Source organism: Lysinibacillus halotolerans, assembly GCF_003711845.1.
Lineage (GTDB): Bacteria > Bacillota > Bacilli > Bacillales_A > Planococcaceae > Ureibacillus > Ureibacillus halotolerans.
In genome coordinates, this window is record NZ_RHLQ01000029.1 from 1 (window position 1) to 14,043 (window position 14,043).

Annotated in this window: 16 protein-coding genes; 4 read left to right on the top strand and 12 right to left on the bottom strand. The window is 35.1% G+C overall.

The features are described from left to right. Positions 1-155: 155 nt before the first annotated feature. The 6 genes from EC501_RS11870 to EC501_RS11895 all read right to left on the bottom strand — a co-directional run bounded on the left by EC501_RS11870 (position 156) and on the right by EC501_RS11895 (position 6,774). Positions 156-1,259: a 5-methyltetrahydropteroyltriglutamate--homocysteine S-methyltransferase gene (locus EC501_RS11870; protein WP_122972518.1), complete on the bottom strand. Its 1,104-nt coding sequence runs from the start codon at positions 1,257-1,259 to the stop codon at positions 156-158. 321 nt (positions 1,260-1,580) lie between these two features. Next, positions 1,581-2,849: a M48 family metallopeptidase gene (locus EC501_RS11875; protein ID WP_122972519.1), complete on the bottom strand. Its 1,269-nt coding sequence runs from the start codon at positions 2,847-2,849 to the stop codon at positions 1,581-1,583. Positions 2,850-3,015: 166 nt separating this feature from the next. Beyond that, complete coding sequence (locus tag EC501_RS11880) at positions 3,016-4,023, bottom strand: FecCD family ABC transporter permease (protein ID WP_338322899.1); 1,008 nt, start codon at positions 4,021-4,023, stop codon at positions 3,016-3,018. Continuing rightward, the gene (locus EC501_RS11885) at positions 4,016-5,017 is read right to left on the bottom strand and encodes a FecCD family ABC transporter permease (protein WP_122972520.1); all 1,002 of its coding nucleotides are present in this window, start codon (positions 5,015-5,017) and stop codon (positions 4,016-4,018) included. Before EC501_RS11885 ends, EC501_RS11880 begins: the two co-directional genes overlap by 8 nt. A gap of 20 nt (positions 5,018-5,037) precedes the next feature. Next, positions 5,038-5,982, bottom strand: a complete 945-nt coding sequence (locus EC501_RS11890) for an iron-hydroxamate ABC transporter substrate-binding protein (RefSeq protein ID WP_122972521.1) — start codon at positions 5,980-5,982, stop codon at positions 5,038-5,040. Positions 5,983-5,985: 3 nt separating this feature from the next. Next, positions 5,986-6,774 carry an ABC transporter ATP-binding protein gene (locus tag EC501_RS11895; RefSeq protein WP_122972522.1) on the bottom strand — a complete coding sequence of 263 codons (789 nt, stop codon included), beginning with the start codon at positions 6,772-6,774 and terminating at the stop codon, positions 5,986-5,988. A 128-nt stretch (positions 6,775-6,902) separates the two neighbouring features. On the opposite strand from EC501_RS11895, the gene EC501_RS11900 reads away from it, so the two are divergent. Further along, positions 6,903-7,955, top strand: a complete 1,053-nt coding sequence (locus tag EC501_RS11900) for an NAD(P)/FAD-dependent oxidoreductase (RefSeq protein WP_122972523.1) — start codon at positions 6,903-6,905, stop codon at positions 7,953-7,955. A gap of 79 nt (positions 7,956-8,034) precedes the next feature. Here EC501_RS11900 and EC501_RS11905 read toward each other — a convergent pair whose 3' ends face one another. From EC501_RS11905 to EC501_RS11930, 6 genes are all read right to left on the bottom strand, one after another. Next, positions 8,035-8,454, bottom strand: a complete 420-nt coding sequence (locus EC501_RS11905; protein ID WP_122972524.1) for a pyridoxamine 5'-phosphate oxidase family protein — start codon at positions 8,452-8,454, stop codon at positions 8,035-8,037. 43 nt (positions 8,455-8,497) lie between these two features. Then, on the bottom strand, positions 8,498-9,409 hold the full coding sequence (locus EC501_RS11910; RefSeq protein ID WP_122972525.1) for a patatin-like phospholipase family protein: 912 nt from the start codon (positions 9,407-9,409) through the stop codon (positions 8,498-8,500). A 140-nt stretch (positions 9,410-9,549) separates the two neighbouring features. Next, positions 9,550-9,732, bottom strand: coding sequence for a hypothetical protein (locus tag EC501_RS11915; protein WP_241559332.1), 183 nt, complete (start codon positions 9,730-9,732; stop codon positions 9,550-9,552). Positions 9,733-9,820: 88 nt separating this feature from the next. Beyond that, positions 9,821-10,372, bottom strand: coding sequence for a hypothetical protein (locus tag EC501_RS11920; RefSeq protein WP_122972526.1), 552 nt, complete (start codon positions 10,370-10,372; stop codon positions 9,821-9,823). Positions 10,373-10,530: 158 nt separating this feature from the next. Further along, positions 10,531-11,136, bottom strand: coding sequence for a superoxide dismutase (locus tag EC501_RS11925; protein ID WP_122972527.1), 606 nt, complete (start codon positions 11,134-11,136; stop codon positions 10,531-10,533). Between the two features lie 146 nt (positions 11,137-11,282). Beyond that, positions 11,283-11,765: a DUF456 domain-containing protein gene (locus EC501_RS11930; protein WP_122972528.1), complete on the bottom strand. Its 483-nt coding sequence runs from the start codon at positions 11,763-11,765 to the stop codon at positions 11,283-11,285. 154 nt (positions 11,766-11,919) lie between these two features. Between EC501_RS11930 and EC501_RS11935 the strand changes: the two genes are divergently transcribed. The 3 genes from EC501_RS11935 to ispG all read left to right on the top strand — a co-directional run bounded on the left by EC501_RS11935 (position 11,920) and on the right by ispG (position 14,036). After that, positions 11,920-12,429, top strand: a complete 510-nt coding sequence (locus EC501_RS11935; protein WP_122972529.1) for a DUF1189 family protein — start codon at positions 11,920-11,922, stop codon at positions 12,427-12,429. A gap of 51 nt (positions 12,430-12,480) precedes the next feature. Beyond that, entirely contained in the window at positions 12,481-12,819 is a 339-nt protein-coding gene (locus EC501_RS11940) for a hypothetical protein (RefSeq protein ID WP_122972530.1), read from the top strand. Between the two features lie 104 nt (positions 12,820-12,923). After that, the gene (gene ispG / locus EC501_RS11945) at positions 12,924-14,036 is read left to right on the top strand and encodes a flavodoxin-dependent (E)-4-hydroxy-3-methylbut-2-enyl-diphosphate synthase (RefSeq protein WP_122972531.1); all 1,113 of its coding nucleotides are present in this window, start codon (positions 12,924-12,926) and stop codon (positions 14,034-14,036) included. Positions 14,037-14,043 lie beyond the last annotated feature (7 nt).

The following is a 14,043-nucleotide window of genomic DNA, read 5'->3' on the forward strand; positions in this document are numbered from 1 at the left end:
TGGTTTGACGGCCATTTTCATTATATCGAGAGGAGTTTTTAATTCCATCTCCATTACCACTCTAAAAGTATATTTTCACACGTGCAGAGCACGTGGTTTTAAAAGAATTAATAAAAAAACTTGAACCTACATAAGTAGATTCAAGTTTACATCGATTATCCCCAAACTTCTTCAGCGATTTCTTTAATTAACTTCAATTTTTGCCACTGGTTTTCCTCTTCTAAAATATTGCCGTCTTCTGTTGAAGAAAATCCACATTGAGGACTTAAACAAAGTTGATCTAATGAAACATAGTTTGCTGCTTCTTGAATACGTGCCTTTATGAACTCTTTATCTTCTAATTCCCCAAATTTAGATGTCACTAAACCTAAAACAATTTTTAAATCTTTGCGATTTACATATTTTAAAGGTTCAAAACTACCAGAACGGTCGTCATCAAATTCTAAAAATAATCCATCCACATTTAAGCCACCAAAAATGACTTCTGCAGCATAATCATAGCCACCGCTAGAAAAGAATGTGGATTTATAGTTCCCACGGCAAATGTGCATCGTAATTGTCATATCAGCTGGCTTATTTTTAACCGTCTCATTAATGACATATTGCAATGTGTTCATAAACTGTTGTGGGTCCTTCCCTTCAGCTACTAAGTCAGCTCGTTTTTCTTCTGAGAAAAGACTAGCCCATGAAGTATCATCTAACTGCAAGTAGCGGCACCCTGCATTATAAAAGGCTTGAATCGCTTTTTGATATGCTTTAATTGTATCTTCAATAAGATCCTTTTCATCTGCATAAACGTCAACATTATTATCCGCGCGTGCATGTAACATGTTAGGACTTGGAATCGTGAACTTTACAACAGAATCTCCAGCATGGTCACGTATAAATTTAAAGTGATCTAAAAATGGATGTTCGCCAAAATCAATTTTTCCAATAACACGAACCCCTTCTTTACGAGTTTCTAAGTTATGGAAATTTAATCCATGTTCTTTTTCATAATACTCCATACCTTCTAGACTACCTAAAAAATCAAAGTGCCACCAACTACGACGGAACTCACCATCCGAAATAGCTAACACGCCTACTTCTTTCTGTTTATTAATAAGACGAATAATTTCTTCATCTTCTACTAATTTTAATTCACTATATGTAATTTCCTTATTTTGAAATTTTGAGCGAGCTTCCTTTAAAGCCTGAGGTCTTAAAAAACTACCTACATGATCATGTCGAAAGGGTGCTTGAATTTTTGTTACTACCATATTATCTACTCCTTTTATAAAAAGTAAGACTTACTACATATTAAATCGAAGTAAGTCAATCGTTTTTATAGTAATGTTAATACTATAACATAGAACTTCCCTGAAATGACGCACAATTCCGAAAATAAAATCATTCATTTATGACAAAAATTGCTCATTTCATCACAAAAATACCTTTTTTATTTCTAAAAGATGAACTATTGTTGGCTTTTATCAATATCAACTTTTTATATTAAAATAGCGGGACGCTTGCTTGAAGCAAATGTTATTTAAAAGCTAAAAAGCTAGCATTGACTCCAATGCTAGCTTTTTTTATATTCCTTATTCCGTCGATTCCTTTGACGCAAATTTAGCAACGGTATTAATTCGCTCCAACATTGGTGGATGCGTATAACGGAACAATTTCACTAATAATGGAGGATTCACTTCACTCAATCCTGCCTTTGCTAGGTTTTGGAATGTACTAACGGCAGCCTCAGGATCATCTGTTAACTCCATCGCATATTCATCTGCCCTCGTTTCTTGATAACGGGAAATATAATTGGAAATCGGATTAGATAAAAATAGTAAAAAGGATATTAACAATAGCATGAGCGGCAATGAATGGATGTCTTTCATATTGTCTATTTTTAATATCGTTCCAAATTTTCGTATTAACCATGGCATAATTTTAGAGATTAACCATAAGCCAATTAAAATCGAAAAGATATAGGAAGCCATACCGACATAAATATGCTTTTCAACGTAATGACCCATTTCATGCGCCATAATAAATAATATTTCTTCATCTGTTAAACTTTTTAACGTTGTATCCCATAAAACAATTCTTGAATTATCCCCTATCCCCGTCACATAAGCGTTCAATGAATTCGTTTTTTCGGACATGTTCACTTCAAAGACATGTTCTGACGGAATATCTGCTTTATCAGCAAGGGCTAATATTTTTTCTTCCAACTCTTTATCTTGGAGCGGGTAGAAATCATTATAAAGTGGATCAATCACAACCGGTTGAATATACATCATAAAAATCGCAAACGGAATGGTTAAAAGCCATGCATATAACCACCATCTCTTAGCACTTCTTCGTATTAACCAATATAAAACTAAAACAACGATTAAAGTTGTCCCAAAATTTATCCAAAAATCCAACACGTAATCCCTCATCCAAGATGCGAATGTTTGGGTACCGATGCCGTAATCTTTACTTAACCAATATCGATATAGATCGATTGGGTAAAAGACTACCGTCGTAAATAAATATAATAGAAATAAATAAGCACCATTTTGAATAACTTTCCACTTACCAACGTCTGCCCATTTTTCAAACACCTTTGAAAGTCCCATAAATAAAATCAAAATATACATTAGCCATTCAAAGGGAGTCACTACAAAAAAGAGGAAGTTTCGGATTTTCGAATATTCATCACTTAAGTATAGTTCACGTTCGGTCATAAATGTTTGCGGATCCGCAACGGTTCCTTTAATCGCATCAGGTATACCGCCTGAACTAATATGAAATATGTAAAAATACATAGCCAAAGCGTAAACTGCATACAAAATAATTGCTGCAATTCCCCATTTTTTTGCCAATCTTTTTCACCTCAATTCATCTTCTTACTTTAGTGTAAGAAAAATTGGACAAGATAGAACTAATTATTTAAAACTTTTCCATTTATACAACGATTTTTCCTCCTAAAATAGAAGTTCACTATAGTATAAAAAAGAAGTTGTCCATTTTAGAACAACTTCTCATCAATTATTTATTTCGAATTAGTAAAAAAATAAAATACGGGGCCCCAATAAACGCCACAACTAGTCCAGCAGGGATCGTAGCGGATGATAAAAGTATTCTCCCTATCGTATCTGCTATAACTAATAATGTAGCACCAATTAAAAGAGCAACTGGTAAAAAATATTGATGTTTTGGCCCAATCAATTTTTTGGCAATATGGGAAGCCATTAATCCGATAAAGCTGATCGCACCTGTAACTGCAACAGCTGAACCAGCAAGGGCAACAGCTAGGAATAATAATAGCACTCGTTCCTTGTTTAAATTCACACCTAAGCCAATAGCTGTCGATTCCTTCATCGATAAAACATTTAAAACATTCACTTTATAAAATAGAATCGGTAAACAAAGAATGAACCATGGTAACAATGCCCAAAGGTAAGGCCAATCAATACCCCAAATGTTTCCTACGAGCCATTTTGAAATAAATTGAACATCCGCTCTTTCGGCTGTGGACATGAGTAACACCATTAAACCTGAAAGGGCAGTAGCAAATCCAACACCAACTAGAACAAGTTTGAAAGGTTGAATTCCTTGCCCCTTTTCAAAGCTAAATAAATAGATGCATCCTACTGTCAAAAGCGCTCCTAAAAAAGCAGCTATCGGCAACATAAATACATATTGTTGAAGGTTTGTACTCGCGAATAAATAAAATACGGTCACGCCGACTCCAGCCCCAGCGTTTACACCTATTACGCCAGGGTCAGCTAGATCATTCCGGGTAACACTTTGGAATATCGTACCAGCGGCTGCTAATGCGAGGCCTCCTAATGCTAATATAATGACACGGGGTAATCTAACTGAAAATAAAACGAATTCTTCTTTAAAAGTTCCCTGTCCTAAAAAAGTAGGAATAATTCTCGTAATAGATACGGAAGAAGCTCCCATAGAAATACCACAAAGGATAGCCGCAACAAATAAAAGGCAGAAGAAAATAAACCAAATCCGAAATTTCTTTCTATGAATATTAGCCAATTTCACGTCCCCCTTTTCGCACTAAAACTAAGAAGAACGGTAAACCGATTAAAGCGATTAAGGATACGGCTGGTGTTTCAAATGGGGCGTTTATAACTCGACTAATGAAATCAGTTAATGTCATAAAAGCACCACCAACGATAATACTCATCGGGATAATCAATCGGTAATCATGACCTACAATTGCTCGAACAATATGAGGAATAATTAAACCGACAAAGGCTAAGTTACCTATTAATGAAACGGCCCCTCCTGCTAAAATAACGACGACAACCATCATCACCGTTTTGATAAAGACTGTGTTTTGTCCTAATCCAACAGCAACCTCTTCATTTAAACTTAAAATCGTTAATTGTCTACTAATGAAAATGCCTACGATAAGACCGAAAACAATAAATGGAACAATGAGTAATGACGTCCATGTTGTTCCAACTAATCCCCCAGCAGTCCACATCGATACATCTTTGGAAATTTCAAATAGTATTCCTACTCCATCAGCAATGGCTTGTAAAAAGGCGGTAACAGCTGCTCCTGCTAAAACAAGTTTCATAGGAGATAATCCGCCTTTTGTTGTCATACCAATACCGTATACGATGATCATCCCAATGGCCGCTCCCATGAAACAGGCAAACATGATCATCAAATTGGAAGCAGATGGTATAAAGGCAAGGGTAATTGCCAGCATCATATTTGCACCTGAAGTTAAACCGAACAGTCCAGGATCGGCAATCGGGTTTCGCGTCATTCCTTGCATAATAGCACCCGCAACGGCAAGGGCGCTACCTACAAAAAAGGCAGCAATTGTTCGAGGAAATCTTATTTCTCTAAGTTCTGAATAATATTGTCCTTCTTCTTTCGCAACCATCGCATCCCATACATCACTTAAAGTTGTATGAGCAGCACCGTTCGTTATAGCTAAAAATGCAATGACAAACAAGATACAAACCGCTAAAAATAGTTTTACGAAAAAAGAAATTTTATGAGATGATTTCATCACATTACTTCTCTCTCTAATTAATTATTTCCTAAAAAAGATTCTTCAAAGAATGATAACTGGTAGTCCAATGAAAGGGCATCATTAAAGTAAAATCTTTGACCATCTGCTACAAAAGTGTGACCATTTTTCACTGCGTCAATTTCGTTATACCAATCTGCATCTACAAAGCTCGTATCTTGTCCTTCAGATACTAAGCTCATCACAATATAATCCCCAGCATAATCCCCTAATACTTCTTGGGAGATGGCAAAATATCCTGGTTCTAAAGCGACATCTTGCACCTTTTGTGGCATTTTTAAGCCCATTGCTTGATAAAGTATTTCTGTACCACGGCCCCAATTATCACCGAATAAATAAAATTGTTTTTCATAGTTTTCCACAACGGTAACGGTAGCGTCTTCACCAATTTTAGCTTTTATTTTTTCACCTAAATCAGCTGCACGTTTTTTAAAATCTTCAACCCAAGCTGTAGCTTCTGCTTCTTTATTTACCGCTTTACCAACTTCAATATGTTGCTGCAAGTAGTCATACTCTCCATAAGTAAATAAAACCGTTGGTGCAATTTCTTTTAATTTATCAGCATTATTAATATTATCTAAGCCAATAATTAAATCTGGATCTAATTCAATTATTTTTTCTAAATCTTCGTTTGAAACGACTGGTACATCTTTTAACTGTTCTTCAAAATTAGGATTATTCGCAGACCAAGAGTCAACACCTACAATATTTACTCCTAGTTGAATCAGATCCCCTGCATATGACGAAAGTACAACAACCCGTTCTGGATTGGCCGGTACTTCTATTGGACCTTTACTTGATTCATATATAATTGTATCTGAAGATGTTTCTGTTTGTTTTTTGTCTTCTGATGAATTTCCGGAATTCTTTTCCCCATCACTACCGCTGCAAGCAGCTAGAGCGAGTACTAAAACAGCAACTAAAGCTAACAACCATTTTTTCATTTTCTATTCTCCTTTAATTAAATCGTAAGTTAAACATATTGGTTTGTTTGTACGAGGATCTTTACCTATGACAGCGTCAATGTTAAACACTTCTTTTAAAACTTCAGTAGTCATTACTTCTTCCGGTGCACCTGCGCGAATAAGATGCCCTTGGGATAGGGCTAATATATAATCAGAAAATCTTGCGGCTTGATTCAAGTCGTGAAGCACCATAACAATTGTTCTACCTTCTTTAACATTCAACATATGTAACAGTTCGAGTACTTCCAATTGATGAGCCATATCTAAATAAGTTGTTGGTTCATCTAAAAAGATAATATCGGTTTCTTGAGCTAACGCCATCGCAATCCATACCCTTTGGCGTTGTCCACCAGATAGGGCATCTACTGCTTTATGTCGAAAATCCTTTGTCCCCGTCACTTCTAGTGCCCAATCGATCATTTCTTTATCCTTTGCCGATAAATTGCCAAATCCTTTTTGATAAGGGAATCTACCATAGGACACTAATTCTTCCACAAGTAAGCCTTGCGCACTTTCGGGACTTTGAGGTAAAATAGCGAGTTGTGTTGCTAATTCCTTCGTTTTCATTTTGCGAATGTTTTTTCCGTCCAGAACAACTTGGCCGCTTTCATGATTGATAATTCGTGTAATCGCCTTTAGTAAAGTTGACTTACCACAACCGTTCGCACCTATTATCGTCGTAATTTTCCCATCAGGAATCGCCATACTTATATCATGGACAATCGTTTGTTCATCATAACCTACACGAATATCCTCCACTTGCAAGCGCACTTTTCTTCACTCCTCTAAATCATGATATTGATAATCATTTTCAACTACGATATAATCATATTTACAGAACTATTAATTGTCAAACAAAATTTTTATTTTTTATATACCCTTCGAATGGAGCGAGAAGTATGAGTGAAATTTTCGATGTGACGATCATCGGTGGTGGCCCTGCTGGATTATATTCAACTTTTTATAGCGGATTGAGAAATATGAAAACAAAATTAATCGAATCTCAAGCCCAATTAGGTGGTAAAGTGTTACTATATCCAGAAAAAATGATATGGGATGTTGGAGGACAACCTCCGATAATGGGAGCACAATTTGTCATTCAATTGATTGAACAAGCGAAAACCTTTCAACCAACTATATTAACAAATACTAAGGTTGACTTTATTGATAAAAACGACAATAATCTTTTTATCATTTCAACCAATGATGGCCAAAAACATTATTCCAAATCAATTATTATGGCCAACGGTGGTGGAATTTACAATCCTCAAAAGTTAGACATCGAAGGTGCGGAGAAATTTGAAATGACTAATCTCCATTACACCGTCCCTTCCTTCAAATTATTTCAACATAAACGGGTATTAATTTCCGGTGGTGGGAATGGTGCAATCGATTGGGCGGTAGAAATGTTAGATATTGCGGATGAAATCATCGTTGTTTATCGAAAGGATCAATTAACTGCCCATGAAGCACAAGTTGCCCTATTACAATCGAATCCAAAAGTTACAATTTTACTAAATACAACGATTGAAAAGTTAATTGCCAATAAAGAAAAAACAAAAGTAAGTGAAGTGGTCTTGAAAAAGCACGATACGGTAGAAGAATTATATCAACCGATTGATCACATTATTGTAAGTCATGGATACAACCGGGATGCTTCTTTACAATTCTCCGATGAAACTTCTTTAAAGTTAAAAGATGATTATTATTATGAGGGCACTGCTACAGGCAAAACCTCGAAGGAAGGAATTTTTGCCGCTGGTGACATTTTATCCTACGAAGGAAAAGTAAATTTATTAGTCGGTACGTTCCAGGATGCTGTAAATGCTGTAAATAGTGCAAAAGTTTATATTGATCCGTTAGCTAATAAATTTGAAATGGTTTCTTCCCATAATGAAAAATTCCAAGAAAAAAATCGACAAATTATTCAAGAAATGCTCGTTGAAAAATAATTAGACTACTAAATTAAAGCGGTTGTACCCTATATTAGGATAGCAACCGCTTTATTCGTAGAAATGAGTTCATACCAAATTAAATTGATACAATTACAGGGTCTTCCCCTTTCGTATTCATTAATTTAATTTGAGTTGGTGTGATTTTTAAAATGGTCATCCTCGGATCATCCGGACCGCTAAACCACGACTTTAATACCCGGTTCCAAATCTTTTCTCGCATCGATTCATCCGTTGAAATCTCTACTTTTCCTTCAATTTCTAAATATTCATCCCCTAGTCCTTTCCCATCATATCCAATTAAAATATGTGTAAAGGGGTTTTTCGATAATTCGTCTACTTTATGGGTATCTTTACTAGTCACCGTATATAAAGTAAAAGAATCATTAAAAAACGTCATATATCGGGAATGGGGTTTATCTCCTTCAATCGTAGCCATCGTACCAACCATATTATCATCCAATATTTTAGCTGCCGTTTCTTCTGGAGTCTTTGCCATATTGTTATCTCCTTTTTCCATACTTGTTTTTAGTATGGCTTCATTACACTTTCAATATCCTTGATTCTTTCAATTCTTCTACTTGCCATGTTTCTAAAAATTTAGAAGTTCTTTTCCGGCCTATATCAATTAATGCTTCTTTCGTTTCTTGATCAATATCAAACTGTGTAGCACTATAATTTTCCACTGGAATAAAAATAATATTTTTTTCATCTTTTCTTGAAATATAACGTTCGTCATGGGCATTTTTCATCGTTGTAAAAAGAGCTTCAAACAAATGAAAACCATTTTCGATTTCATGAGGTTCCATCTTTTCACTAGGATTACTAAGCTTCAATCCGATTAAAGGTCTTTCTTTATTGCCATTATCAAAAATCCATAGGGGGAAATTGCTTAAAACACCCCCGTCGACAAATATACATTCTCCTTTGTTGTCCTTTAATTTGATTGGTTCGAAGAAAAAAGGAATACCACAGCTCATTCTTAACGCTTTTGATACAGGGAACGTTTTCCAGTTAATGCCGTAAGAAGCTAAGTCATCGGGTATCACAATCATGCGACCGTTTGTTAAATCAGATGTTACTAATTTTAATGAACCCTTTGGCAGATCATTAAAAGTAATAATGCCCTTTGCGACCAACTTTTTGTAAAACCACTTTTCGAGTGCTTTTCCTTTATACAATCCCATTCGAAAGTAAAGGTTTAGCCATTTTAAAAAAGGAAGAGTACGAGCAAGTTTGGGAGGATCGAGAAGACCTTTTAAATCAAGATCGTCTAATATTTCTTCAATTTCGTTTGCTTGGTATCCCGCAGCAATAAAACAAGCCATAATCGCTCCAGCACTCGTTCCAGCAACTCGTTTGAAGCGATAATTTTGTTCTTCTAACACTTGTAATGCTCCGACATACGCAAATCCTTTAATCCCACCACCTGAGAATACTCCATCAATAAGCATAACTCTCCCCCTTTATTCATTCTTTATACATTATAAGAATGAAAAGAGAGATTTAGAACCTACTATAGCTTTTCCTTCTATATAAAAAAGCATTTGGTATAAAAGGCACTACCTTTTAAAAACCAAATACTTTTTCACCGTTACTTATTTAATCTGGATGGGTTTTGTTTATTATCACGTTCATTATTCTTTTGTTTTTGTTGTTGTTTTTTTGCATGGTCATTTTCTCCTATGACATCAAAATCATCAGGACTTAAATCAAAACCATGTCCGTACTCTTCACGATCCAACGTATTCTTTTTCTTTTTGGACAATTTCTTCACCTCCATCAAGCATAATTTGTACTTGTTACGGCTTAATTATGCTTTTAGAGACAAAAAAGCATGAGGTATAAAACTTCATACTTTTTTATTATTCATGATGCTCATGATGTTCTCTTTCTACTTCACTTGTTGTAAGAGATAGCAAATCAACGACTGTTGTAAAGGCAAGTAGAATAACAATCAATAAGGAAGTAATTGTCACCTTAGTAGGTATGCCTTTAAAGAAATTTTGAACATGATCTTTATTCCATAACCCTGCTGATATAATGCAACTTATCAAATATAAAGAAGTAAAAAATAATAGACTAATGATTTCATTTTCAGTTGTCATTATACTTAACATTGTACCCATCATCGATCCCATAAAAAGGGCACTTAGGCATTCTAAAACTATTTTTGTTGCCAGTTGATACGTCATGATACTAATGAATAAAAAGCTTAGTAATATCGCAATAATTGTTGAAAATACGATATCCGGTATCCAAAGGGCGACGAGAATGCCGATTAATGTACTTTTTGTCATTGCAACAAACATCGATAAACAACTTGTTAAATAATTTTCTTTATGTTGTCCTCGAAATAGCGAGCCTAATAATAAAGTAAACAAAACGATGCTTATCAAACTAACAAAGGCAATCAACTATTCACTCCATTCATACTCCTATAAACTGTCGCATGTAAATGAATTCAACTTAATGTATTCCTATTAAAAATGAAAAATACATATAAAAACCGCTAATTTCGAGACGAAATTAGCGGTCATCTTACATATCCATTAAAATATTATAATGTCTAATCTTATTTTGCAGCTGCGAATTTTTCAGCTACTACATCCCAGTTTACAACATTCCAGAATGCTGAAATGTAGTCAGGACGACGGTTTTGGTAGTTTAAGTAGTATGCATGTTCCCAAACGTCTAAGCCTAGGATTGGTGTTTTACCTTCCATAACTGGAGAGTCTTGGTTTGGAGTTGAAGTGATTGCTAATTCTCCACCATCAACTACTAACCATGCCCAACCTGAACCAAAACGGCCAGCTGCAGCTTTTGCGAATTCATCTTTGAAAGCATCTAAGCTACCGAATTTAGCGTCAATTGCAGAAGCTAATTCGCCAGTTGGTGTTGAAGATCCACCAGGAGTTAGGATTTCCCAGAATAATGAGTGGTTTGCATGTCCACCACCATTATTACGTACGGCTGTTTGTTTGTCAGCAGGTAGTGCATCGATATTTGAGATAAGGTCTAAAAGATCTTTACCAGCAAATTCAGTACCTTCAACTGCTGCGTTTAAGTTTGTTACGTATGTGTTATGGTGTTTAGTATGGTGAATTTCCATCGTTTTTGCATCGATATGTGGTTCTAATGCATCGTATGCGTAAGATAATTTTGGTAATTCATAAGCCATTGTGAATTTCCTCCCTCAAAATAAGTAATGTTGATTACATTTCTTAGGTTATCAAAATTGTGTAAACCATTCAATCATTTAACACTGAAGAATTACACATTTCAGCCTTTAGACGGAAATAATGGATTCTTTTAACTTCTATATTGCTATAAAATAGCGATGATAAAAATAACAATCATAATAATTTGAATGATACCTTTTGTCACCACTGATGTTAAAAATCCGACAAGGGACCCTACTCCAGCTCTCATTGCTTGTTTTAAATCCGTTTTTGTTACAACTAACTCACCAATCACTGCCCCTAAAAAAGGTCCAACTAAAATTCCGACAACTGGAATAATGAAAGGACCTACTAGTAATCCAATTGTACTTCCCCACATCCCTGCTTTTGTACCACCGAATTTTTTGACGCCTATTAAATTCGAAATGGAATCGGCAGCAAATAATAGAACAACAAATAAAATTTCTATTGTCCAAAATAACCAACCGAAATCTGCAAAGGAGTAAAATAATCCATATACTATAAATCCTAATAGTATAAATAGGACAGATGGAATAATCGGGTAAACTAAACCGACAAATGCAATAATGAAACTAGCAATAATTAATATCCATGCAACAATATCCAAAAATAACATCTCCTATCCAATTACTTATCCACATATACGTTGAAAAAAAGAAAAAGTTTCACGTTATAAGGAACAGAACTTTTCAATAAATTTCTTAACGGTTACTTTAAAGAATGTTTCAATTCATGGTAAACTCTCATATGGAGGAGAAATTATGGTTAAACACTCACAATTATTCATTGATAGTCTAATACATCCAAAAAAATTAGCAGCTTATAGATTATTAACAATTGGTAAAACCATTCAATATGTTTTTCTATTAATAGCTGTCATTTCAATCTTTTCGTTTTCTCAATTTTTATCAGGCGTTTCTGAAAGTATCTATAATATAGAAGGATTAACGGAATATGTCGAAGATATTCAATGGTTACTATATCCTTTTGCCTTTATATTACAGACGATTATGACAACGATTCTATTATTTGTAAAAATTAGCATTTATGCCTTTATTGGCGTTGTGTTACTAAAACTTATGAGTCGTCGAGGAGAATATCGTCATATGTGGCGAACTGCTGCACTAGCCATCACATGGGGGACTCTATTGACAATTCTATTTTCGATCATTCAATTATCCAATTCATTATCTACTTTAATAGAAGCAATCATTACTATTTTTATATTAGCTTTATCATCAATAAAATATCCTAAAATACCTAAAAAATAATAGGCATGAATCCCTCTTCTCTTCATATAGTGAGAGAAAGGAGGGATTTTTTTGAGATTTCTAATCTTTACGGTTGTCTTTTTTCTAGTTGCAACTGTTATTAAAATAGATTTAACAGAAGGCACTGTCCCATTAGCAGCATTCGATAAAAAAGAAGAACAGGCATGTAATGAACAAATTCAAATTAAAAGTATTTCCGTCGTAACAATCGAAGGAGATACTGTTCAAAGTTTATTAGCATCATACCCTTCGGAAGTTGAAATCTCACTTCCTGAGAAAATGGCACAATTTTATGAACTAAATCCCCATTTACAAAAACAAGCTATGGTTCCTGGAGAACTTATTAAAATACCAATCTATGATAAAATAGAGAATGACTGTAGAAAATAAAAAAGTAACGTTTCTTCCTTGTCGTACCTTCACTACACTGCTAAAATAATGTATGTGTGGTACGAGTGCATTAAGATACGTACCTCTAAAAGGAGAGAATCTTCATGAGTGAAATTATTCACCGTTCAAAAACGCGTCCAGTACGTGTAGGTAATTTAACGATTGGTGGTAGTAATGAACTATTCATCCAAAGTATGTGTACAACAAAAACACATGACGTAGAAGCAACTGTAGCAGAAATTTTACGTTTAGAAGAAGCGGGTTGTCAGATCGTTCGTGTCGCAGTACCTGATGAGCGTGCTGCCAATGCGATTGCTGATATTAAAAAACGTATTCATATTCCGTTAGTAGCGGATATTCATTTTAATTATAAGTTGGCTTTAATGGCCATTGAAAATGGGATTGATAAAGTACGTATCAATCCAGGTAACATCGGTCGCCGTGAAAAAGTAGAAGCCGTAGTAAATGCTGCAAAAGCAAAAGGAATTCCAATTCGAATTGGTGTTAACGCTGGTTCCCTAGAGCGCCATATTCTTGAAAAGTATGGGTACCCTACTGCGGATGGAATGGTTGAATCTGCATTACATCATATTAAAATTTTAGAAGACTTAGATTTCCATGATATTATCGTGTCGATGAAAGCTTCCGATGTAAACTTAGCAATTGAAGCTTACGAAAAAGCAGCTCAAGCTTTCGATTATCCATTACATTTAGGTATTACAGAATCAGGAACACTATTCGCTGGTACTGTTAAATCTGCCGCTGGACTTGGTGCTATTTTATCAAAAGGGATTGGTAATACTTTACGTATCTCTTTATCTGCTGATCCAGTTGAGGAAGTAAAAGTTGCCCGCGAATTATTAAAATCATTCGGACTTGCTTCGAATATGGCAACGTTAATTTCTTGTCCAACTTGCGGACGTATTGAAATCGACCTTATTTCCATTGCCAACGAAGTAGAAGAATATATTTCTAAACTAAATGTCCCTTTAAAAGTTGCCGTACTTGGTTGTGCTGTAAACGGTCCTGGTGAAGCCCGTGAAGCTGACATCGGAATTGCTGGTGCCCGCGGAGAAGGCTTGCTATTTATGAAAGGAAAAACGGTTCGTAAAGTACCTGAAGAAACAATGGTAGAAGAACTGAAAAAAGAAATTGATAAATTAGCAGCTGAAATGGCTGAAGAACGAGCAAAAAAAGAAGCCGAATCATTAAGCTAGGAGGTTT

What these genes read in the sequence shown, in the direction of transcription:
- EC501_RS11925 (WP_122972527.1), bottom strand. Translation starts at nt 11,136, where the DNA reads ATGGCTTATGAATTACCAAAATTATCTTACGCATACGATGCATTAGAA.
- EC501_RS11910 (WP_122972525.1), bottom strand. Translation starts at nt 9,409, where the DNA reads ATGCTTATTGATGGAGTATTCTCAGGTGGTGGGATTAAAGGATTTGCG.
- EC501_RS11905 (WP_122972524.1), bottom strand. Translation starts at nt 8,454, where the DNA reads ATGGCAAAGACTCCAGAAGAAACGGCAGCTAAAATATTGGATGATAAT.
- EC501_RS11935 (WP_122972529.1), top strand. Translation starts at nt 11,920, where the DNA reads ATGGTTAAACACTCACAATTATTCATTGATAGTCTAATACATCCAAAA.
- EC501_RS11890 (WP_122972521.1), bottom strand. Translation starts at nt 5,982, where the DNA reads ATGAAAAAATGGTTGTTAGCTTTAGTTGCTGTTTTAGTACTCGCTCTA.
- EC501_RS11870 (WP_122972518.1), bottom strand. Translation starts at nt 1,259, where the DNA reads ATGGTAGTAACAAAAATTCAAGCACCCTTTCGACATGATCATGTAGGT.
- ispG (WP_122972531.1), top strand. Translation starts at nt 12,924, where the DNA reads ATGAGTGAAATTATTCACCGTTCAAAAACGCGTCCAGTACGTGTAGGT.
- EC501_RS11885 (WP_122972520.1), bottom strand. Translation starts at nt 5,017, where the DNA reads ATGAAATCATCTCATAAAATTTCTTTTTTCGTAAAACTATTTTTAGCG.
- EC501_RS11900 (WP_122972523.1), top strand. Translation starts at nt 6,903, where the DNA reads ATGAGTGAAATTTTCGATGTGACGATCATCGGTGGTGGCCCTGCTGGA.